Annotated in this window: 19 protein-coding genes; 5 read left to right on the forward strand and 14 right to left on the reverse strand. The window is 42.9% G+C overall.

The features are described from left to right. Positions 1-320: 320 nt before the first annotated feature. Positions 321-605, forward strand: coding sequence for a YiaA/YiaB family inner membrane protein (locus HWQ39_RS33260; protein ID WP_292854330.1), 285 nt, complete (start codon positions 321-323; stop codon positions 603-605). A 167-nt stretch (positions 606-772) separates the two neighbouring features. Here HWQ39_RS33260 and HWQ39_RS33265 read toward each other — a convergent pair whose 3' ends face one another. Genes HWQ39_RS33265 through HWQ39_RS33275 form a run of 3 tightly spaced genes read right to left on the reverse strand, consistent with a single transcriptional unit; the run spans position 773 to position 1,869 of the window. After that, on the reverse strand, positions 773-1,234 hold the full coding sequence (locus HWQ39_RS33265; RefSeq protein ID WP_292854332.1) for a ferredoxin: 462 nt from the start codon (positions 1,232-1,234) through the stop codon (positions 773-775). Then, on the reverse strand, positions 1,234-1,620 hold the full coding sequence (locus HWQ39_RS33270; RefSeq protein WP_012406942.1) for a DUF1257 domain-containing protein: 387 nt from the start codon (positions 1,618-1,620) through the stop codon (positions 1,234-1,236). Before HWQ39_RS33270 ends, HWQ39_RS33265 begins: the two co-directional genes overlap by 1 nt. 39 nt (positions 1,621-1,659) lie before the next feature. Next, positions 1,660-1,869: a DUF2997 domain-containing protein gene (locus tag HWQ39_RS33275; RefSeq protein ID WP_179067273.1), complete on the reverse strand. Its 210-nt coding sequence runs from the start codon at positions 1,867-1,869 to the stop codon at positions 1,660-1,662. A 512-nt stretch (positions 1,870-2,381) separates the two neighbouring features. Here HWQ39_RS33275 and HWQ39_RS33280 point away from each other — a divergent pair. Continuing rightward, complete coding sequence (locus HWQ39_RS33280; protein ID WP_292854334.1) at positions 2,382-3,059, forward strand: DsbA family protein; 678 nt, start codon at positions 2,382-2,384, stop codon at positions 3,057-3,059. Positions 3,060-3,148: 89 nt separating this feature from the next. Here HWQ39_RS33280 and rpmB read toward each other — a convergent pair whose 3' ends face one another. The 8 genes from rpmB to HWQ39_RS33320 form a co-directional block, all read right to left on the reverse strand. Further along, a complete protein-coding gene (rpmB, locus tag HWQ39_RS33285; protein ID WP_292718775.1) occupies positions 3,149-3,385 on the reverse strand; it encodes a 50S ribosomal protein L28 in 237 nt (78 codons plus the stop codon). A gap of 183 nt (positions 3,386-3,568) precedes the next feature. Beyond that, positions 3,569-5,554, reverse strand: coding sequence for a molecular chaperone HtpG (gene htpG, locus HWQ39_RS33290; protein WP_292854337.1), 1,986 nt, complete (start codon positions 5,552-5,554; stop codon positions 3,569-3,571). A gap of 411 nt (positions 5,555-5,965) precedes the next feature. Beyond that, the gene (gene metH / locus HWQ39_RS33295) at positions 5,966-9,493 is read right to left on the reverse strand and encodes a methionine synthase (protein WP_292854340.1); all 3,528 of its coding nucleotides are present in this window, start codon (positions 9,491-9,493) and stop codon (positions 5,966-5,968) included. 229 nt (positions 9,494-9,722) lie between these two features. Beyond that, positions 9,723-10,076, reverse strand: coding sequence for a type II toxin-antitoxin system PemK/MazF family toxin (locus HWQ39_RS33300; protein ID WP_292854343.1), 354 nt, complete (start codon positions 10,074-10,076; stop codon positions 9,723-9,725). Then, a complete protein-coding gene (locus HWQ39_RS33305; RefSeq protein ID WP_292854346.1) occupies positions 10,057-10,260 on the reverse strand; it encodes a hypothetical protein in 204 nt (67 codons plus the stop codon). Before HWQ39_RS33305 ends, HWQ39_RS33300 begins: the two co-directional genes overlap by 20 nt. A gap of 219 nt (positions 10,261-10,479) precedes the next feature. Further along, positions 10,480-11,229, reverse strand: a complete 750-nt coding sequence (locus tag HWQ39_RS33310) for an SDR family NAD(P)-dependent oxidoreductase (protein ID WP_292854348.1) — start codon at positions 11,227-11,229, stop codon at positions 10,480-10,482. A 105-nt stretch (positions 11,230-11,334) separates the two neighbouring features. Then, positions 11,335-12,771, reverse strand: a complete 1,437-nt coding sequence (locus HWQ39_RS33315; protein ID WP_292854351.1) for an MFS transporter — start codon at positions 12,769-12,771, stop codon at positions 11,335-11,337. A 181-nt stretch (positions 12,772-12,952) separates the two neighbouring features. Continuing rightward, positions 12,953-13,957: an LLM class flavin-dependent oxidoreductase gene (locus HWQ39_RS33320; protein WP_292854353.1), complete on the reverse strand. Its 1,005-nt coding sequence runs from the start codon at positions 13,955-13,957 to the stop codon at positions 12,953-12,955. A gap of 502 nt (positions 13,958-14,459) precedes the next feature. Between HWQ39_RS33320 and HWQ39_RS33325 the strand changes: the two genes are divergently transcribed. Both HWQ39_RS33325 and HWQ39_RS33330 read left to right on the forward strand, forming a co-directional pair. Continuing rightward, positions 14,460-14,699, forward strand: a complete 240-nt coding sequence (locus HWQ39_RS33325; protein ID WP_292854355.1) for a prevent-host-death protein — start codon at positions 14,460-14,462, stop codon at positions 14,697-14,699. Further along, positions 14,696-15,079 (forward strand): type II toxin-antitoxin system VapC family toxin, encoded by a 384-nt coding sequence (locus tag HWQ39_RS33330; RefSeq protein WP_292854358.1) that lies wholly within the window; start codon positions 14,696-14,698, stop codon positions 15,077-15,079. Before HWQ39_RS33325 ends, HWQ39_RS33330 begins: the two co-directional genes overlap by 4 nt. Before the next feature lie 110 nt (positions 15,080-15,189). On the opposite strand, the gene HWQ39_RS33335 is transcribed toward HWQ39_RS33330, so the two are convergent. The 3 genes from HWQ39_RS33335 to HWQ39_RS33345 form a co-directional block, all read right to left on the reverse strand. After that, a complete protein-coding gene (locus HWQ39_RS33335; RefSeq protein ID WP_292854361.1) occupies positions 15,190-17,406 on the reverse strand; it encodes an FUSC family protein in 2,217 nt (738 codons plus the stop codon). A 234-nt stretch (positions 17,407-17,640) separates the two neighbouring features. Further along, complete coding sequence (locus HWQ39_RS33340; RefSeq protein WP_292854363.1) at positions 17,641-18,315, reverse strand: response regulator transcription factor; 675 nt, start codon at positions 18,313-18,315, stop codon at positions 17,641-17,643. A 286-nt stretch (positions 18,316-18,601) separates the two neighbouring features. Further along, entirely contained in the window at positions 18,602-18,889 is a 288-nt protein-coding gene (locus tag HWQ39_RS33345; protein WP_292854365.1) for a Mo-dependent nitrogenase C-terminal domain-containing protein, read from the reverse strand. Between the two features lie 100 nt (positions 18,890-18,989). On the opposite strand from HWQ39_RS33345, the gene HWQ39_RS33350 reads away from it, so the two are divergent. Next, positions 18,990-19,487 carry a transposase gene (locus HWQ39_RS33350; protein ID WP_292854367.1) on the forward strand — a complete coding sequence of 166 codons (498 nt, stop codon included), beginning with the start codon at positions 18,990-18,992 and terminating at the stop codon, positions 19,485-19,487. Positions 19,488-19,788 lie beyond the last annotated feature (301 nt).

Below are 19,788 nucleotides of genomic sequence, written 5' to 3' on the forward strand. Positions count from 1 at the left end.
TAGGGGGGATCTAAAGTGCCTAAAGTCACAGCGAAACACTTTTCAAACAACCTCTTAGTCCCTTTTTAAATGACACTTGTAGAACTGGTACAAATCTTGTGCCAGTTTCTATTTAATCAAATTGCTCTTGAGCTTGCTTTTGAAGTCCAGTTATCAAACTGGTCTTACTATTGATACCAGTAAACCTACCAGTCAATACAATTACTGTTAATACCAATTATCCAAAATTCAACTACAGATAAAAGTCTGGAAACCCAGATTAAATCTTACATTTATTAATTAGTAATTGGTATAGATAGCTCATGTCAAAGGTAGGAAATATGCAAACAGTTGGTAATCAAAAAGATAGTGCAGCTTGGATTATTCAAACCTGGGCAGCTTTTATGTTGTCAATTTCTATGACCACCTTCGGTATTGTAAACTTACCTGTAGATAGCTGGGTGAAAGGCTTTATGGGTATGGGTTTAGCTTTCTCTGTTGGCTCAACTTTTACTTTGGCGAAAACTACTAGAGACTTGCATGAAACTAGAAGATTAACTGCTAGGTTAGACGAGGCGAAGGTAGAAAAATTGCTTTCACAGCACGATCCTTTAAGTTTCAAATGAAGGCAATTATCGTAATTTTGGATTAAAAGGCTGTAGATAATTGGTTTTTGAAGAGGCGATTAAATCGCCGTCTCTACAAATGTTTTTGTTGTATTGTGCTGTATATGACGAAAAACAAAAGGACTGGATATACCAGTCCTTTATTATATTGATTTAACGTTTTTATCTTAATAACGAGATTTTTTGGTCTTTAACTTTTGTTTTCTACGCCGGCGTTCGCTAGCTGCAACTGCATGTTCCACCGGATAACCTACTACAGGAATTACCTGATATTTGCGCTCTTCTTCTAAATTTTTTAGCTCAGTGTAATCAACCCAATGAATGCAATCAACCGGACAAGTGTCAATTGCTTCTTGGATAATTTCTTCAGCGTCCCCATCTTGCCGAACTACGCGCGATCGCCCGTAATCTGGTTCAATATAAAAGGTGTTACGCGCAACATGAGCGCAATGCTTGCAACCAATACAGGTAATTTCATCAACATAAACACCATTTTGGCGCAGCAAACCGCCCAATTCCGGTTCTAAACCAGAACGTTCTGGAGCATCTCGTAAAAAACCCCCTAGTTCTGGTTCCAAACCGGAACGGTTATCTTCTTGTTCTTCCGGTGACGGCAGAAAATCAGCCATTACGCACTCCAGCGCTGTACTACCAGGCGAATTGAACCATCTTCATTTTTTTGTTGTTCAGAGACTTGAAAACCAACACGAGCAGTTTCTTTCACAACTGTTTGATAAGCATAGCGCTGCGTTACCTGGCGCAAAAATCCGTCTACAGACAAATCTTGCTGCCAATATTGCAAGTCAGCCACCAATTCATATTCCTTGCCATTCCATCTAAAACCGATGTCGTAGCCATTTTCCTGCTCAATACTAACTTCCGCAGGATGGGTTTGACCGCGATAGCCACGGACTTCGCGTGGGCCGGGTTTCCAGTCTACGCCCAATTCAGTCAAAGCATCTTTTAAGGAATCAAGGTTACGGATTTGAGTCTTAATTTGGCTAAAGTGTGACATGGTGGTTCTGAATTAATAACACTAAACTACTGTGAAAACTTACCAATCGCTGTAAGTGGTGTGTGTATTCGCCAGATTAGATTGCTGTACCTTGGCGGCGAAATATTCTGAGGTTGGCTCATGATTAAGTACTTGCCCCAACTGTGCCTCTATTGCTGCTGTAACCTCAGCGCAAGAAGCACCCACAATACCAGTGACTTTCTCTTGTACCCGACCGTCTGGATAGATTATGAACTCTAATGTCTCCATGCTTTTGGCCAACCAGGATAAGTACGCTTAAATTGTACTGCCTTAGCAGAAGGCTACAAATATAGCCGTAGGAACATTTTTACTTAGATATAAACTTGATATTTGTTAACTAATGTTCCATCTTTCAACATATATGTCTCAGAATCTTTGCAAAACTTATTAGTATTATAAGCACATACATCAGTATTTAGTTAGTTTCTCTTAACCTCATTGATTAGTCAAGGTAACTACCAAAGCTAGCTAAGTAAGCTGCAAATGTCCTATAAATAAGCATTAGAGCTAGTACAGGCAGCAAGTAAATTCACAAAAATATAAAATTTATTGAAAAACTTTATTATTACTATTGGTCTTTTAGTAGGTTGGATGGAACGCAGTGTTAGCCTACAGCAGATATTTAAGATATACGTAAGTAAGCATTGTATTAACCAAGCTTGCGGGTGATCAAATTTTATTTGCATCCGTTGATTAATGCGATCGCCTATGTATATTAACTAGCAACTTGGATTAATATTATGAGTCAGGTAGCTACGGTAGCCAAGATGTCGCAGCGAATCAAAGTGTACTCCTACTCGATATACCACTCGTCAAATTCTTATATTGGTATTACTCTTGCTGAAAAAGCATTGCAGGGTTTACCTGTTGATATTGAACGGCGACCAATATATATACCGAAAGAGCGGGGTACAAAGGTAGTTGACCTGCAAGGACGAACTGAAAACGCCCTATTATCTTCGTATCACAAAGAAGATTGTCTGCGGTGGGCAAAAAAGTACGGCATTGAAATTCGGCTCAAAGAGTTTGAAGAATTTGCGAGATGGGTGAAGCGCTGGGAGAAAATGCAGCTTGGTCGCGAAGAACTTCCGGCGAGAGCGTATTACGCTGCTTGTGGAACTGGGAAAGAGCATCTGCTTGATGCCGCTTTTTTTCGAGCGACGTACATTGACCTACTTGATGTCAACGATGAGTCTGTAATTAGAAAAGTTGCAAATGATGTTGGGTTGAATGGCGATCGCATTCTAGAATTAGCATACGGCGAAGCAGCCAAACAAGCAGCAGTAGCAGCTTTAGCAGAATATGAGCAATTTGGCTGTCCTGGAGTGCCAACTTGGGTAGTAGAAGGCGAAAGATTTTGGGGTAAGGATCGTGTCGATTGGGTAACAGACAAGGTAAAACAATTAATATTGCCGTGAGCATAACAGCAGTAGAGGCGCACAGATGTGCGCCTCTAATTATCTGTATTCCACCCTACCAACGTTTCTGGTTATGAAATCCACATTACTTAGTAATGATTTAGGTTAATGCCAGCTTCTTTTGCCATTGCTTCTAACCCATTAATTTGTAGGGTTTTGATTGCTTTAGTAGACAGCTTTAACTTCACCCAGCGATTTCCGCCTTCCCACCAAACGCGCTTATTTTGCAGATTAGCGTGCTGAAGGCGTTTAGTACGGCGGTGGGAGTGGGAAACAGCAAAAGCGTTATTTGCCTTCTTACCAGTTAGTTCACAGCGACGGGACATAGCAAATATCTCCAGATTGTTATTTTAATACAGCCTTTCCATTTTAGGTCTAAGGCAACAGAAGTGGTGAATGGGGAGTAGGGAAGAAGCAAGGGAGCAGGGGGAAGAATTTTCCCCTCCCCCCCCTGCAACCAACCTGCCCCTCTGCTTCTTTTCAATGCCCAATGCCCAATGCCCCAAGCACTACTTACTAGCTTGTTCCGTCAGCTTGGTGAGTACCTCATTCGAGCGCTCGACGAAAGATTTCATTCCCTCAGCGTCAAATCCTTTCTGAGACATCAACGCTAAATCGTAAACGTGTTGGCAAATCAAGTTGACTAACTGATCTGTAGGCGATTGACCGTCACCTTGAATGATACTACCTTGGTTAATATTTACCAGATTTTGAATCAACGGGTGAGCAGTATTCACTAGCAAAACGTGATCTTCGGGAAAGTCTACTGACTGCTGCTGCATCATGGCGTTCATTTCCCGCATACGGCGGAGAATTTCTGGCAAAAGCACGATCGCAGGTGGTGTCCCTTGAGGATCGTCTGATTTCAAAGCTTCGGTGCGGATATTGAGTTTGGGTTTGTTGAGGGATTTCTCAAATAACTCTTTGATCGTCTCACTCCGAGTTTTATTCGTCTTGGGATCGACAATTTCCTTATCTTTATCTTGTTCTAGCAGAGTATTATCTAAATCTGAGTCTACCCGCGTAAACTTGACATCCTGATATTCGCGCTCAAGGAAGTTGATAAAGTGAGTGTCGATGAAGGAGTCCATAAACAGGACTTCCAAGCCTTGATTTTTGTGCAGTTCTATGTAAGTAGATTGGGTTGGTTCATCGGTGCTGTAGAAAACTCGGTTTTCGTTGCGTTCTTTGTTGCGCTCTAGATACTCTTTCAGCGTAGTATAGGGAGCGCTGGGTGCTGAGTCAGAACTGGGTGAAGGAGTGACATCTTGCCAAGCATCGCCGTCTGAAGATTGGACTTCAACCACTGGCGTTTCAGCAGCAACTTTTTCTGTCAGCTTGGCGGTGGTGCGGAAGACAATGATATCTTCGATTTGTTTTTTGAATTTCTCGTCGTTGAGAACGCCGAATTTTACAAAAGTGCCGAGGTCTTTCCACGCACTAATGTATTGTTCGCGGTTATCGCGGAAAAGTTCTTTGAGGCGATCGCCTACTTTTTTGGCAATGTAGTCACCAATTCTCCGCACGGTGCGATCGCCTTGCAAAGCACTCCGCGATACATTTAGAGGAATATCGGTACTATCAATCACACCCCGCATCGGCATCAGAAATTGCGGGATAATTTCTTCGCAGTTGTCACTAACAAAAACTTGATTACAAAATAGCTTGATCTGCCCTTTGGTAACATCTACATCTGGTCGCATTTTGGGAAAATACAAAATCCCGTTGATGATAAAGGGATAGTCTGTATTTAGATGTACCCATAACAAAGGTTCTTCCTGAAAAGGATACAAGTAGCGGTAAAACTCTAAATAATCTTCTTGAGTCAGATTACTCGGAGACTCTCGCCACGGTGCTTTTTGCTTATTTATTACTTCGCCATCGAGTTTAATTGGGACTGGCAAAAAGTCGCAGTATGTCTTGACAAGATTCTTAATTCGTGCTGATTCAAGAAATTCCTCTTCTTCTCCTTGCAAGCTGAGAATAATAGTAGTACCGCGACTTGTCCGAGAAGATTCTTCAAGAGTGAAAGCTGGGGAACCATCACAAGACCAGTGAACCGCCTGCGCTCCTTCTTGGTAAGATAAGGTATCAATTTCTACCTTTTGCGCCACCATGAAGGAAGAGTAGAAACCAAGACCGAAGTGGCCGATTATTGGTTGGTCTGATTTGCCTTCATACTTATGAATAAATTCTTCAGCACTAGAGAAGGCAACTTGATTGATATATTTCTTAACTTCGTCTGCGCTCATTCCGATACCGTTATCGGAAATGGATAGGGTTTTGTCATCTTTGTCAATGGCAATTTCAATTTCTGGTTCGCCGATATCTCCAGCGTAATCTCCAGCGCGGGATACCATTTTCAGCTTTTGGATGGCATCTACAGCGTTAGATACCAGTTCCCGCAAGAAGATTTGGTGATCTGAGTAAAGCGACTTCTTGATGATCGGGAAAATATTCTCAGTATGAATACTGATAGTGCCTTGTTCTAGCATAATTGGTAGTTTTCGATGTTAATATCTGAAACGATGATAGTAGGTAATACAACTTAGTCATCTGTTTTCCAGGATAAACCCGGAGAACACAGAAGGACATGATACCAATTAGGATTTTAAAAGCATAACTTAGGCAATCGCACCTTTTTTGAGCATTGTTTGCCCCCATTTTCTGATTCGGATTTCCCTACTCCCGACTTCCGATTTTCAACGCAGGTCTATTAGTTTAGTTGAGACTGCCGTCTAAATACAACATTTCATTAAATAGTAACGAATAAATTGGGCAAATCTCTGTGTCCCTCTGCGCTTTCCCCTGCGCCCCTCTGCGTTTAAAAATTGAATTAAACCCCCCGATAAATTGGGGGGTTGAGGGTACTAACACCAAAAGGTATTAGGTTAACGAGTCGGATTCTACGCGCTAAAGTATTTTGCTAATGGGTGGTAAGCAATAATCGCAGTGGTAGACTGTTCTGGATAAAGTTGTTCACTTTCATCCATATACAAGTTAATCCTGTCAGTCTGCAATAACTCCAGTTGCTTGTACTGATCCTGAATGTTCGGACAAGCTGGATACCCAAAACTATACCGCGAACCACGATAGCGTTGTGCCAATATATCCCGAATATTATCCGGTTCTTCAGCAACAAAACCTAACTCCCGGCGAATTCTGGCGTGTGTCCATTCAGCTACAGCTTCCGCCACCTGCACCGCCATACCGTGAAAATACAGATAATCGGTGTATTGATTAGCAGCAAACAGTTTTTGGGCGAACTCTGTGGCAATCTCCCCTACAGTCACCGCCTGCATCGGGAAAACATCAATAATTCCCGACTCCTTTGGTGCAAAGAAATCTGCTATGCATAGCCGCCTTAACGACTTTTGTCTAGGAAACTCGAAAGTTGTAACCTGTTGTGATTGATTCTCTGAGTCATATATATGTAGAGAATTCCCCTCGGCTTGACAAGGGAAATACCCATAAATCACCTGGGGATGCAACAGATTCTCTTCAATAATTCGCTGTTTCCAAGTTTCTAAAACTGGGTAAACTTTCTCCGCTAAGAAAGCCTGATATTCTTCCTTAGATTGTTCTTTGGGTTTGCGGAATTGCCACTGTCCAGCAACCAAAGCTTGTAAATCCAAGTGCCAGAATATTTCCTCAATGGGAATATCACTAGGCTGCAACAATTTCGTTCCCCAGAAAGGCGGTGTGGGACGTTCAATATCTATCGCCACAGCATCAGAACGTCTTGTATCTACTACTTTTGGTTCAGTAGATGTTTCGTCAGCAGTTGTAGCTTTTGGTTCTTTGTGGCCATTTGTCGAAACTTCAGCGGTTTCGATTTCGTTCAAAAATCCTTGCAAGTCTTGCCAGTTATCAGCAGCTTTTGCTGGCATTAATTTATCCATGAAGTGCAAGTCAGAAAAGGCATCTTTGCCATAAACAACTTTACCTTTATAGGTATTTTGGCAATCTTCATAGACAAACTTGGGAGTCAACGCCGCACCACCTAATATCACGGGGACACTAATTCCCTTTTCGTTGAATACCTCCAAATTCTCTTTCATGAAGGCGGTAGATTTCACCAGCAAGCCACTCATGGCAATACAATCAGGTTTGTACTGTTTGTAAGCATTGATGATATTTTCCACTGGCTGCTTAATTCCCAGGTTAATCACCTTGTAACCGTTGTTGGACAAGATGATATCCACCAAGTTTTTACCAATGTCATGGACATCGCCTTTAACTGTGGCAATGATAAAGGTTCCCTTGGCATTGTTGCCTGATTCTGATTTTTCCATGAACGGTTCTAAAAACGCCACCGCCGCTTTCATGGTTTCCGCAGATTGCAAAACGAAGGGTAGCTGCATTTGTCCAGAACCGAATAATTCCCCGACAACTTTCATCCCATCTAGCAGGAAGGTGTTGATAATTTCTAAGGGGGGATGTTCTTCTAAGGCTTTTTTCAGATGTTCTTCTAAGCCAATGCGTTCGCCGTCGATGATGTGACGCTTGAGGCGTTCTGGGATGGGGAGACTTTCATCTAAGGAGCGATCGCGCTTAGTTGTTACCCCGGCAAAGGCTGTGGTAAGCTCTCCCAAGGGATCGTATACGCAAACATTACCCTCAAACTTCCGCTCATCATAAATCAACTGCCGACAAATTTCTTGATGGCGTTCGTCAATCTTCGAGAGCGGTAAAATCTTGTTAGCGCTAACAATGGCTGCATCCATTCCCGCCGTCGTCGCCTCGTGCAAAAACACCGAGTTCAGAACCATCCGCGAGGCTGGATTCAAACCAAAGGAAATATTGGAAACACCCAAAATCACATGACATCCAGGCAATCCTTCACGAATACGCCCGATGGATTCAATGGTGGCTTTACCATTTTCTCGGTCTTCTTCAATCCCGGTGGAAATTGGTAACGCAAGGGTATCAAAGAATATTTCTGTGGGTGGTATGCCAAATTCTACAGCTTGACGGTATGCGCGTTGTGCGATCGCAAACTTTTTATCTGCTGTCCGCGCCATTCCATCTTCATCAATAGTACCAATGATTACACCCGCACCGTATTTCTTCGCTAACTCCAGCACTTTCAAAAAGCGCGGTTCCCCATCTTCGTAGTTGGTGGAGTTCAGCAAACACTTACCACCGGCAACCTTTAAACCCGCCTCCATCTTTTCCCATTCGGTGGAGTCAAGCATTAAAGGCAATGTCACATTATTAACAATGCGCGAAACTAATTCGTGCATATCCCGCACGCCGTCACGTCCCACATAATCGACGTTGACATCAAGGATATGTGCGCCTTCTTTGACTTGCGCCCTCGCCATTGAAACGAGTCCATCCCAATCTTCGGCATTTAGCAAATCGCGGCACTTCTTGGAACCACTGGCGTTGAGACGTTCGCCAACAATCAAGAAGGAATTATCTTGGTCGTAGGGCTGAGTGGTGTAAATTGATGCTGCTGCTGGTTCTAAACTTGGGTGTCTAACTTTTGGCTTCAGGTCTTTAGCAAGTTCTGCCAATTGTTGAATGTGTTCTGGACGCGTCCCACAGCAACCCCCAATCACTTGGACACCCAAATCTTCAACAAAATGCATCAATGACATCCGTAATTCTAACGGTGTTAGGCGGTAGTGCGCTTGACCGCCAACGTTTTCAGGTAAACCCGCGTTGGGAATACAGGAAACGATGAAAGGTGAATGTTCTGCCAGATATTTGATATGTGGTTTCATCAAGTCTGGGCCGGTGGCACAGTTTAGACCGAGAATGTCGATTGGGTAAGGTGCCAGAATTGTCAGCACCGCGCTGATTTCGGAACCAACCAACATTGTGCCCATGCTTTCCATTGTCACAGACACCATCAACGGACGGCGATCGCCCTTCTTCGCAAACACCTCTTCAATTCCATTCAGCGCCGCCTTAATTTGCAGCACATCTTGGCAAGTTTCCACCAGAAATAAATCGACACCACCATCCCATAGCGCCTCTGCTTGTTCAGCAAAAGTAGCTTTCATGGTGTCAAAGTCAATATGTCCCAAGGTAGGGAGTTTAGTTGTGGGGCCGATGGAACCTGCCACAAACCGGGGTTTTTCTGGCGTGGAAAATTCCGCAGCCACACGCTTGGCTAATTCTGCGGCTGTCTTGCTGAGGTAATAGGCTTGGTCTGCCAAGTCATATTCTGCCAGCACCAGGGACGTACTGCCAAAGGTATCCGTTTCAATCACATCTGCACCAGCAGCGAGAAAGTCGCGGTGAACCTTAGCGACAGCTTCGGGTTTTGTGTGGACTAAGTATTCGTTACAACCTTCATACTGTGCGCCGCCGAAGTCTTCAGCAGTCAGGTTTTGGGTTTGTAAGTTGGTTCCCATTGCCCCGTCGAAGACGAGGACTGGGCTAGCTGGACTACGCAGGCGTTCAAGGAAAGGATGAGTCATATTTTCCTAGAAGAATTTGGGTTAGTCGTATAATATTCGACTTACTTTATTATTTTCCCAAATTGTGATATTTTTTGCAGCACTTCATAAAGAGCGCCTTAGCGAATGGAATTGCCTGCGGCACACTGCGTGTAGCTTGCTTCTTTGCAGGAGTACGCGGCTACACAAACAAAGCCCACACCGACTTGGGCTAAATGCGTTTTTTTGTGAGACAAAAGTCTGGTTTTGTTTATAATTCCAAAGCCGCTATTAGACAAAAATTCACCTGATTAATTGTCTCAGAGGAAAGAGAACCCAGCTTTCTGAGAATCATAGATTTGTTTAATGTAAAAATTGACTCACAGCGAACTACAGACTCAACTCTAATACCTGCACTGGCAATTTCATCGCCCGTTATTAAGTATTGCGTCACAGTTAAAGGGCGATTAGTGTTGGAGGTACAAGGCACAACCATCAAATCATCAAGAAATTGATTCAATTGATTTGCCGAAATTACAACAGCAGGGCGAACTTTAAACTGTGCCAATCCGGTTGAAGGCATGGGGACTCGACACAACACAACATCACCGCGCTGTAAGCTCATCAGCAAATACTTTGTCGTAAATATCATTTTCAAGGCTTACCCAATCCTGATAAGCCTGAGATTCAACAGCAGAATTAACAGATTTTTCGCCATTCTTGAAAGAAACAGCTAAATCAAGTAATGCTGATAACTGCTCATCACTCAGTTGTTCAATCAGACTTAGAAGTTCTTGACGAATATTCATGGAATTGCCGACTGCTAACTATATTCAATGTATGACATAAAGTGTCGCAGCTATGCCCGTCGTAGATATCGCAATTATAAAGCGATCGCACTTGTAGTGGCGTGGCAAAGCTAAAATGTTGCAAAAAAATTGTAGGTTGGGAGGTACAACATCATATCGCAAGGTATAGGGGCACGCTAGTGCCCCTATACCTTGCGCTTTTCAACAAAACCTTTAGCTTTAGTGTTCTTGTCCCGTTGGTCGGATGAGAATTTCGTTGACATTAACGTGCGGTGGTTGCGTCAGTGCATAAACGATCGCAGCTGCAATATCTTCGCTTTGCAGAGGTTGAATTGACTTGCGTCGTTCTTGAATCTGTTGTTTGGCAACGGGATCGGTAATTTGGTTGTCAATTTCCGTATCCACCAAACCAGGTTCGATGATGGTGACGCGGATGTTGTCTTTGTGGACTTCTTGGCGCAATGCTTCAGACAGGGCATTAACACCCCATTTGGTAGCATTGTAAACACCAATGCCCGCCCGCGCTGTCCGCCCGGCCACTGAGGAGATATTAACTATATGCCCCGATTTTTGCGCCTTCAATAAAGGCAAAACCGCATGAGTAGCATATAGCAATCCTAATACGTTCAGGTCAAAGGATCGCCGCCAGTCTGAGCTATTTCCAGCTTCAATAGTGCCGAGTAAGGCAATCCCTGCATTGTTAACAAGGATATCAACCCTTCCCAATTCGGCATTTGCCTTGGCCACCAAGTTATTTACCTGGGTTTCATCAGTCACATCTGTGACAATGGGCAACGCCTTGCCGCCACTAGCTTCGATGCGTTCTGCTAACGCCTGAATGCGATCGCCACGTCTAGCCGCGACTACTACCGTTGCTCCAACTGAAGCCAAAGCGATCGCCGTTGCTTCTCCTATTCCTGCCGATGCACCAGTGATAATTGCTACTTTTCCTTCTAATTTACCTGTCATTTATCTAACTCCTTAATGATTGATTGATAATCGGGCATTGGGCATCGAAAAGATGCAGAGGGGCAGGGTGCGGGGGGCGGAGGGGAAAATTCTTCTCCCTGCTCCCTACTCCCCTGCACCGTGCCTTTTACTGATCCTCAAAACAGATGCAACTGCTGCCACACTCAGTATTATGGCTGCGAAGCGAAAAGTCCCTTGGAACCCTGCAACGATCGCATCAGGAGGGGCAACAGAGACATCTGCACCCGCAGACATGCTAGCGATCAAGGCTCCAAATACTGCCCCGATCAGAGAAACTCCTACGGTGTTCCCTGAGGTGCGTGACAAAGACAGCAACCCAGAAGCAATCCCTAGTCGTTCCCTTGGTACTGATCCCATAACAGTGCTGTTGTTAGGCGATTGGAATAAACCCAGTCCAATACCGTAAATAAAATAGCGCGATACATAGCCTAGTTCAGTAATTTGAGCATCAAAGGTGCTGATCCCCAGACAGCCGCCAATCATCAGCCCCAGCCCAATTGAACTGATCAATCTAGCACCAAAGCGGTCTGAAAGTGTTCCAGCTAGGGGCGCAACTAATCCACTCAGTACAGGCGATACGGCTAGTAGTAGCCCCACTTTTATCGTCGGATATTGCTTGACTCCCTCTAGAAAGAAAGGGACGATGAGTAGCGAACCACCAATGACAGTAAAGGCTAGCCAGCCACTCAGCAAACCCATACTCAACTGAAGATTGCGAAATAAGTGCAGTTCTAGTAGTGGCTGCTCTACGATCGCTTCAACTACTAAAAAAGTAATGAAACTTAGAGTTGCGATCGCTAATAATACCAGGGCATTAGTACTGGTAAAGCCCTGGCTTTGCCCTTGCGTCATACCCAACCCAAAACTACCGAGGGTCAATAAAGCCAATATGGCTCCAAAAAAGTCAAATTTCTGTTTGCCCTCAACGTGTTCAGAAGGTGGCACCACGCGAACTATTAAGAAACTAGCGATGATTCCTAGCGGTATATTGATGAAGAATATACTATGCCAGCCTGACAAGCTCAAGAGCAGTCCACCAGCAGAAGGGCCAAAAGCAATTCCCAGTGACACTACACTACCGATGACACCAACAGCCCGACCTCGTTCGGAAGAGGGAAAAACTTCTGTGATGATTGCCAAACCAAGCCCAGATATAAACACAGCACCTAGTCCTTGAAGTGCCCGAAAGCCAATCAACCACTCAATACTAGGTGCAAAACCACACAACAGCGAACTGAAAGTGAACAGAACAAGTCCCCCCTGGTATAAGGATTTCTTGCCCCACATATCCCCCAAACGCGTTGCTCCCAAAACTAAACCGGAACTGACCAACTGGTAACTTAATACAGCCCATTGGGTCGTAGGGAAACTCGTGCCAAAGGCTTGTACTAATGTGGGTAAAGCAACATTGATGATGCCCACATCTAGGGTAGACATGAACACCCCAAGTCCGACACCAAGTAAGACCCAATTTTTTTGAGAGCCTGATAAAGCCAGAGGTTCTGCTTGGAATTGTGCCAACGTTTAGCCTCCGCCTTTGATTTTACGTTTATGAATAGTTTGCATACGTATATTCATTGTAAAGTGATGTCCTTGCTACCAAGTTCAGAAAACTAAAGATCGTTTGTCCTTGCTGAAGAAAGTATTGATTCAAGAGCCAGGATGACTACTATAGTTTGATTTATTGCGAGTTTTGAATTGCTTAGACTGCCTGTGGTTGTTTTAATAACTGCACCTTGGGGGCAACCTCTTGGGCAAATAGTTTCATTGTTCGCCTGATGTGTTCGTTCGCCAGTCCTGGCAGATGAATCTTGATCCCCAAGTGGTCTATGTGAGTGGCTACAACATACTCATTAAGTTGTGCGGCAACAGTTTCGGGGGAACCGACGATGTAATTAATGCGCTTCAACATATCTGCTAAGTCTTTTGGCGGCCCTGGGGGGATGCGTCCTTGACGTTGTGCTTCTGTGTATGCTGGTAACTTTTCCCTGAGGCTGAAGAATACTTCGGCTGATGAGGCAACTGTCTTTTGAGCTTCGGCATCTGTCTGGGCAACGTACACTAGCCTAAATCCTCGCAATGCTCCAGTCCCACCGGCTTGTCGATAGATATCGCTATAGATGTTTTGAGCAGATGCTCCTTCTCCTTGTCCGACTAATAGATTGAGACCAAGTTTAGCAGCTAAGACTATGGTTTCGCGATCGCGTACTCCTAACCAAAACAATTTTCCTAACCCTTGGCGGGGTAGTGGTGTAATTTGGGAGCCTTGTCGCTGGGGTGAAAGGTAGTCTAGCACTTCCAGAAGTTGCTCACGAAAGATTCGATGTTTTTCCTCTTGACTGAAGCCAGTATGTTCCATATCAGCAGGACTTCCGTGCCCTAGTCCAAACATCACTCTGCCATTAGTTAGTAAATCCAGCAAAGATACGGATTCTGCAAAACGTAGTGGAGTTTCTAAGGTGAGAATTTTAATTGCTGTGCCAAGTTTAACTCGGGTCGTTTCCCCTGCTAGCCTAGCGATGAAGACTTCTGGAACTGGTAATCGACCATAAAAAGGCCGTTCTCTGATAAAATGATGCTCTCCAAAAGAGCAGGATTCAAAACCCAGGGTTTCAGCTAATTGTACATCAGCGATCGTCTGAGCAAAAAATTCCCGGTCTTCAATATTAGGAGTAGCCCACATTTGGTGGAACAGTCCAATCTCCATTATGATTACCCTCTGCAAATAGTTGGGTTTACCCTATTCAGTACTGAGTGCTGAGTCCTGAGCGCACTCCTGGAGCTATATCAACGATAATGTTTCCCATAATCCGATAACTTGATAGAGATACTGTACTTTATACTAGTTAGCAAACTATCATAGACAACTCTAAGAAGCAAGCTCTAGAGAAAAACCACGTTGCAGAGCGATGTCTACGACGGGCGTAGCTGCGGCACTTTGTTTGAGTAACGATGATAATTCGATAACAATCGGTTGAGCCAATTTTGCCTGATTCTGGCAATCGCTTGACTTTGAAGATAGTGGCTATGAGATTAGGGGATCGCCAAAATAACAATTGCTGTCTCAATATCTATTTTGGCGACTCCCGAAATAGCTTTTGCGATGCCTGCGGCGGGCTGCGCCTACGCTGATCTTGTAAGTTGGGTTGAAGCAAATAAACCCAGCATTATTCAGTTAGACTATAAGTAGACACTTTAGAGGTGTAATTATGACAATAAAAAATATTGATATTCAACAAATTTCTATCAGCATTTCTGATTTATTATCCTTGATGCCAGATGATAATACAGAAATTATTTTAACTAATGGAGATAAACCTTTTGCTAAGGTGATTCCTATCGCTTCTGTGCAGGAAAAAATTATCCCCAAAGCTGGGTTAAATTTGGGTGCTATGGTTATGAGTGATGATTTTGATGAACCTTTACCTGATGATTTTTGGTTGTCATGAAATTTTTGTTAGAGACTCATGCCTTTAATTGGTGGGATAGTGACTCTACAAAACTTTCAAAGCGGGTTTTAGAATTGTTATTAAATCCCGAAAATCTTCGGTTAGTAAGTGTTGTGAGTCTCTGGGAGATTCAAATTAAAACTCAATTAGGAAAATTAACATTAAATCAGCCTTTACCTGAGATAATCCACCAGCAGCAAAATAATGGAATAGAATTTATTGGGGTTAAAGTTAATCATGTTTTAATGTTAGGACAGTTACCTCTACACCATAAAGATCCATTTGATAGGTTGTTAATTTCACAAGCTCAGAGTGAAAATGCTATTTTAGTGAGTAAAGATACAAATTTTTCTAGTTATAGTGTATCTCTTGAATGGTAAATATATCATCTAACTAAATCTGATAAAATATCTAATTAAAATCATAATAAAAAACTTTCATAGTTGGGGATTTAGCCATACAAAGCAGGGAAGTTCTTACTAAATATGCTTTATTTACTTGATATCAACCGTACCATTGCCGAGTGCATCGCAGTCAATCGCCGCACAATCTGATCAATCTCCAAATCTAATATGCTGTAATCAATAACTGCCTGACGAATCGGTGTATGTCCTTGATTCACAGCTAACTCATCTATCCGGGCTGTACGCAGTGCTTGCAGGTGCGGCTGGATTTTTTGCAGCGTTTCTTCCAAGTCAGGTAAGGGCGGTGGGGGGATTTCTTGCTGTATTGCATCAGCTAACTGCTCTAACATTATCGAAACTTGGCGAACAAAGGTTTCTAATTCCGGGAGTGGTACTGTTCCTCGAAAATGTTCGAGATGTACTGCCAAAACTGTCACAGCGTTAGTAAAACGTCCTATGTACAGCAGCAGCGTCATCACTGGTTCTACTAATTCTTTGTGCATTTTCGGTTCGCGCAGCAATCCTTGAAAGGAGGCTTGGGCATTGCCAATTGCCAGTCCAGTTTGTCGCCGTTGACTGATAATGGTAGAGTCACCCTTCTTTGTACCCTGGTAAACAGCCATCACATCGCTAAAGTATTTGTGACATTCTCGTAGCGCCGTGGCGAGTTGACTGGGTAAGCGATCGCGTTCCCAATTTGGCCAGATAAAATAATGACTTGCAAAAGCCAGTCCCGCGCCAATTAATGTATTTAATACCCGAAAGCCTGCAAATTGCCAACCAATGGGATGACCAATATCGATAATCAGTAAGACAAATATTGACAAGAAAACTACTGAATACCCATAGTTGAAACGGATCAGGGAAATGCCAAAAAATACTGTCAGCAAAATGATTATGTCTAATACAACCTTACTCGTGATGGTTGCAAGTATAACAGCAGCTAAAATAGCTCCCAAGATAGTCCCGCCAACTCGCTGAAAAAACCTCTGGAAAGTTGCACCCAAGTTTGGTTTAAGGACTAGCATGATTGTCAGTGTTACCCAATACCCCATTGGTAGATTGGTAACGCTGTATAATATTACGCCTACAGTCAGACTCACACCAATGCGGAGAGTATGACGAAAGATTGCTGAGTCTAAGGTGAGGTTTTCTTTGAGTAAACTTAAGAGCGATCGCTGTTCCTCTTCAACTAAAAGAAGTCTATCTACATCTCTGCGACTAATTTTGCTGCGATCTTCCAGAGATTTAGCTGTCTGAGCCGTGTATTGCAATTGCTTAATCAACTTTTCTATCGTTAGCACCAGGTTAGTGAGAGCAACGAGAGTTGTGTAGTCTGTCTCACTCCCCGCAATTACTTTTCTTTGCAGACTTTCTTGTTCCTTCAGAGCCTCATAGATGCGCTGAAGATTTCCGAGATCGATGCTAGCAGACTTACGAGATATGACTTTCGCTATGGCTTGAAGAATGACTGATATTTCTTGGAGTGCATCGTCTACTAATTGCTGGACTGTGTAATATTGCTGATTTTGGAAGTGAGTTTCTATTAACTCTGTTAAAGCAATCACTGAGCCAAGCAAGCGATCACCATCTTGAATTAGTACCAAAAACTGCTCATTTATCCAACACCGAGCCGGCTGTCCAATCCGTAATGTACCTAAAGTAGTGCGTGCTGTCTCTAACGCCTTTCTAATTTCGAGAATACTTTCAGGTGTTGTGACTTTATCTACAAATTTTTGAATGTAGTTAGCGATCGCATTTAAGCAGTCAGCTAAAGCTATCCTTAGTGGATCGTAAGGTCTAAAGGGCCACATTACTAAGGAAAGTAGCATCGCCCATCCACCTGCAATTAGACATAATAGCGATCGTATCAGTGCAGTTTCTAAGTCTCCTGGTTGTGCAATCGTGGTAATAAATGATATCCCTACCACCAGACCAACATTTGCCCCAGCATTACCATAGAGCGACGCAAAACCTGAAGCAAGTCCCCAAATAAATGTCAGCACCACAGCTAGTAATGGAACTTTAGCGACTAGAGTCCCCACAAATACTGAAACAGCTATTCCCACAGTCGCCTGTGCCATCGCCTTAGCTTTAATTTGATAAGGGCCACCAACATTTGCTAAATTAACAAAATAAGCCATTAAACCAACCAATAATCCGCTTTCCCTTTGGTTGATCAGTTGCCCAATTAGCATGGGAACCCCCAACCCTAACACTGCTCGCAAGCCATTGGATATTGCTGGTTTTCCTGGCTCTGACTGAATCAGAAACTTGAGGAAATTACTTCGATTTAACTGCATTATTTTTGTTAATAAAACAAAATTTTTATCTGGATTTTCTTAATATTCTGATATATTCAGATTTATTCTAATTCATCGTGTGCAGTAAAAGCTTTTCCAAAAACTGAATATTAGGATGCACATTTTGCCACTTTATAATTCATCCTTAATTATTCGTTAATAGATTTCAGGAGGAGAAGAGTTTTCCCCTCCGCACCCCGCCCCTCTGCCTCTTTTCAATGCCCAATGCCCAATTCAATCACGCAATACGTAGCCAACACCACTCACAGTTTGAATGAGGCATTTTTCGTTATTGGCTTCAAGTTTCAGGCGCAGGTAGCGAATGTAAGCTTCTATAATATTGGCATCGCCGATGAAGTCATAACCCCAGACTTCCTCTAAAATGCGATCACAGGTAATTACCTGTCGCGGATGGGCTAATAAATATTCTAGTAAATCAAATTCCTTGGCAGTTAACTCAATTAACCGCTGATTTCGGTACACTTCTCGCGTGCGACGATTTAAACTTAGGTCTTCAAATTCTAAAACATCTGTGGCGTCTGCTTGGTAGCTTCTTCGTAGGTGAGCGCCCACTCTAGCTAATAATTCATCAACGCTGAAGGGTTTAATGAGGTAATCATCAGCACCAGCATCTAAGCCTGGAATGCGATCGCTCACTTCATCTTTGACGGTTAATAAAATTATTGGCACTTTATTAATAATATTTCGCAAGGGGCGATAAATTTCCAACCCCGACAAACCAGGCAACATCCAATCTAAAATTACTAAATCCAGATGTAACTCACGCGCTGCGGTGAGTGCAGTTAATCCATCGTAGGCAATACTGACTTGATAGCCTTCATAATTCAATTCCAATTCGACAAATCGTGCCAGTTTGACCTCATCTTCAACCAGTAAGATGTGCGTCATAATGATGTTAATGATTTCAGCAGGGTACGGTAAGCAATAATACGGTCAGGAAACACTGTCTTCGAGGCGTCAGCTACTTACAGCTATTTTCAAGGTAAATAGACCACGCGGTAGGGGCACAGCAATGTTGTGCCCTGACGACAGATGTGGTTCAAATACATGAAAACTACTGTAATAGCCAAACATCTATTAGGTGTACGTTAGCTTAGTATAAACCTGAGTAAGTAACAACCGTAAGTCTGCAATTACCAATTGCTGCTCGATCAAAGAACGATACAACTGCCTATTAGCAATAGGCTGTGACATCTTCACCGCATTTATCGGCAAGATAACAGAGCGCTTTAAAACGCAAACCAACCACTTCTTCGTACAGAGGATTTAATTTACACATCGGTGGAATATGCAATAGCTTCCGACCAAACAGCGTGATGTCTCGCTCAAAAGGACACTGAGCAGGAATAGCTTTGCACAGAAAATGAGCTACTTGGGAGTGATGAATTTCTATAGTTTCCAACCACTCGCGGACTGGGTGCAGGAGATCATTGTGTAACCGGATTTGAATAAAGTTTGTCATAATTTTTCACCTTGATAATTTCAAACTATAGAAATCATATTTGATTTCTGAAAAAGACTACGAGATAATACGGAGGGATAGTTTTGTCTAACAGCGAACAATGATAAAGCAGCATCTACAAGCTAATATTGGGGAACTACAAGAATTTATAGATAGTCGTCCAGATGCACGTGAGGTCAGGAAAGCATTGGCAGTAAAGCTGGTTTATCAAGGCTACAAATATGAGGAAATTCAAACAATTTTAGATGTATCTGTTGGTTCGATAACTTGCTGGAAGAACGCCTATAAGGAATATGGAATTTCGGAACTACGCTTAAATTATCAAGGTAGAAAGAGTTATCTGAGCGAGAAACAGCGAGAAGAAGTATTAAGTTGGTTGCAAACTAAAGATATTTGGAAACTGGGTGAACTGGAGTACAAATTAGCATTTGAATATGATGTGATCTACGAATCAAAACGAAGCTATTACGATTTGTTTGACGCGGCAGGAATTAGTTGGAAGAAAACCACTGCCTTGAATCCAAAGGCGGACATTGAGGCTGTTGCCGCAAAAAAAAACAGATTGAGTCATTGTTGGCAAGTAACAGAGAGGAAATAGAATCAGGAAAGCTGAGAGTATTATTAATCGATGAGTGTCATCTGCTCTGGGGAGACCTAACAGGATACATTTGGGGAAAAACTGATCAAGAAATTGCAGTGGAAGTAATTAACGAACGAGATAAACAGACATACTACGGGGTGGTTGACTATTCTTTTTGGAAAGTTACTCCTTAAAGCTTACAAAGCTGGCAATTCAAACAATACAATTGATTATTTACGTTATTTATTAGACCAGTCCCCCAATCAAAGATTACTTCTTTTTTGGGATGGTGCTTCTTACCATCGTTCACATCTGGTTC

Source organism: Nostoc sp. NMS8 (assembly GCF_017115045.1).
Taxonomy (GTDB): Bacteria; Cyanobacteriota; Cyanobacteriia; order Cyanobacteriales; family Nostocaceae; genus Nostoc.

What these genes read in the sequence shown, in the direction of transcription:
- HWQ39_RS33260 (WP_292854330.1), top strand. Translation starts at nt 321, where the DNA reads ATGCAAACAGTTGGTAATCAAAAAGATAGTGCAGCTTGGATTATTCAA.
- HWQ39_RS33300 (WP_292854343.1), bottom strand. Translation starts at nt 10,076, where the DNA reads ATGAGCTTACAGCGCGGTGATGTTGTGTTGTGTCGAGTCCCCATGCCT.
- HWQ39_RS33265 (WP_292854332.1), bottom strand. Translation starts at nt 1,234, where the DNA reads ATGGCTGATTTTCTGCCGTCACCGGAAGAACAAGAAGATAACCGTTCC.
- HWQ39_RS33345 (WP_292854365.1), bottom strand. Translation starts at nt 18,889, where the DNA reads ATGACAAACTTTATTCAAATCCGGTTACACAATGATCTCCTGCACCCA.
- rpmB (WP_292718775.1), bottom strand. Translation starts at nt 3,385, where the DNA reads ATGTCCCGTCGCTGTGAACTAACTGGTAAGAAGGCAAATAACGCTTTT.
- HWQ39_RS33340 (WP_292854363.1), bottom strand. Translation starts at nt 18,315, where the DNA reads ATGACGCACATCTTACTGGTTGAAGATGAGGTCAAACTGGCACGATTT.
- htpG (WP_292854337.1), bottom strand. Translation starts at nt 5,554, where the DNA reads ATGCTAGAACAAGGCACTATCAGTATTCATACTGAGAATATTTTCCCG.
- HWQ39_RS33275 (WP_179067273.1), bottom strand. Translation starts at nt 1,869, where the DNA reads ATGGAGACATTAGAGTTCATAATCTATCCAGACGGTCGGGTACAAGAG.
- HWQ39_RS33325 (WP_292854355.1), top strand. Translation starts at nt 14,460, where the DNA reads ATGACAATAAAAAATATTGATATTCAACAAATTTCTATCAGCATTTCT.
- HWQ39_RS33280 (WP_292854334.1), top strand. Translation starts at nt 2,382, where the DNA reads ATGAGTCAGGTAGCTACGGTAGCCAAGATGTCGCAGCGAATCAAAGTG.
- HWQ39_RS33305 (WP_292854346.1), bottom strand. Translation starts at nt 10,260, where the DNA reads ATGAATATTCGTCAAGAACTTCTAAGTCTGATTGAACAACTGAGTGAT.
- HWQ39_RS33310 (WP_292854348.1), bottom strand. Translation starts at nt 11,229, where the DNA reads ATGACAGGTAAATTAGAAGGAAAAGTAGCAATTATCACTGGTGCATCG.
- HWQ39_RS33350 (WP_292854367.1), top strand. Translation starts at nt 18,990, where the DNA reads ATGATAAAGCAGCATCTACAAGCTAATATTGGGGAACTACAAGAATTT.
- HWQ39_RS33270 (WP_012406942.1), bottom strand. Translation starts at nt 1,620, where the DNA reads ATGTCACACTTTAGCCAAATTAAGACTCAAATCCGTAACCTTGATTCC.
- HWQ39_RS33330 (WP_292854358.1), top strand. Translation starts at nt 14,696, where the DNA reads ATGAAATTTTTGTTAGAGACTCATGCCTTTAATTGGTGGGATAGTGAC.
- metH (WP_292854340.1), bottom strand. Translation starts at nt 9,493, where the DNA reads ATGACTCATCCTTTCCTTGAACGCCTGCGTAGTCCAGCTAGCCCAGTC.
- HWQ39_RS33335 (WP_292854361.1), bottom strand. Translation starts at nt 17,406, where the DNA reads ATGCAGTTAAATCGAAGTAATTTCCTCAAGTTTCTGATTCAGTCAGAG.
- HWQ39_RS33320 (WP_292854353.1), bottom strand. Translation starts at nt 13,957, where the DNA reads ATGGAGATTGGACTGTTCCACCAAATGTGGGCTACTCCTAATATTGAA.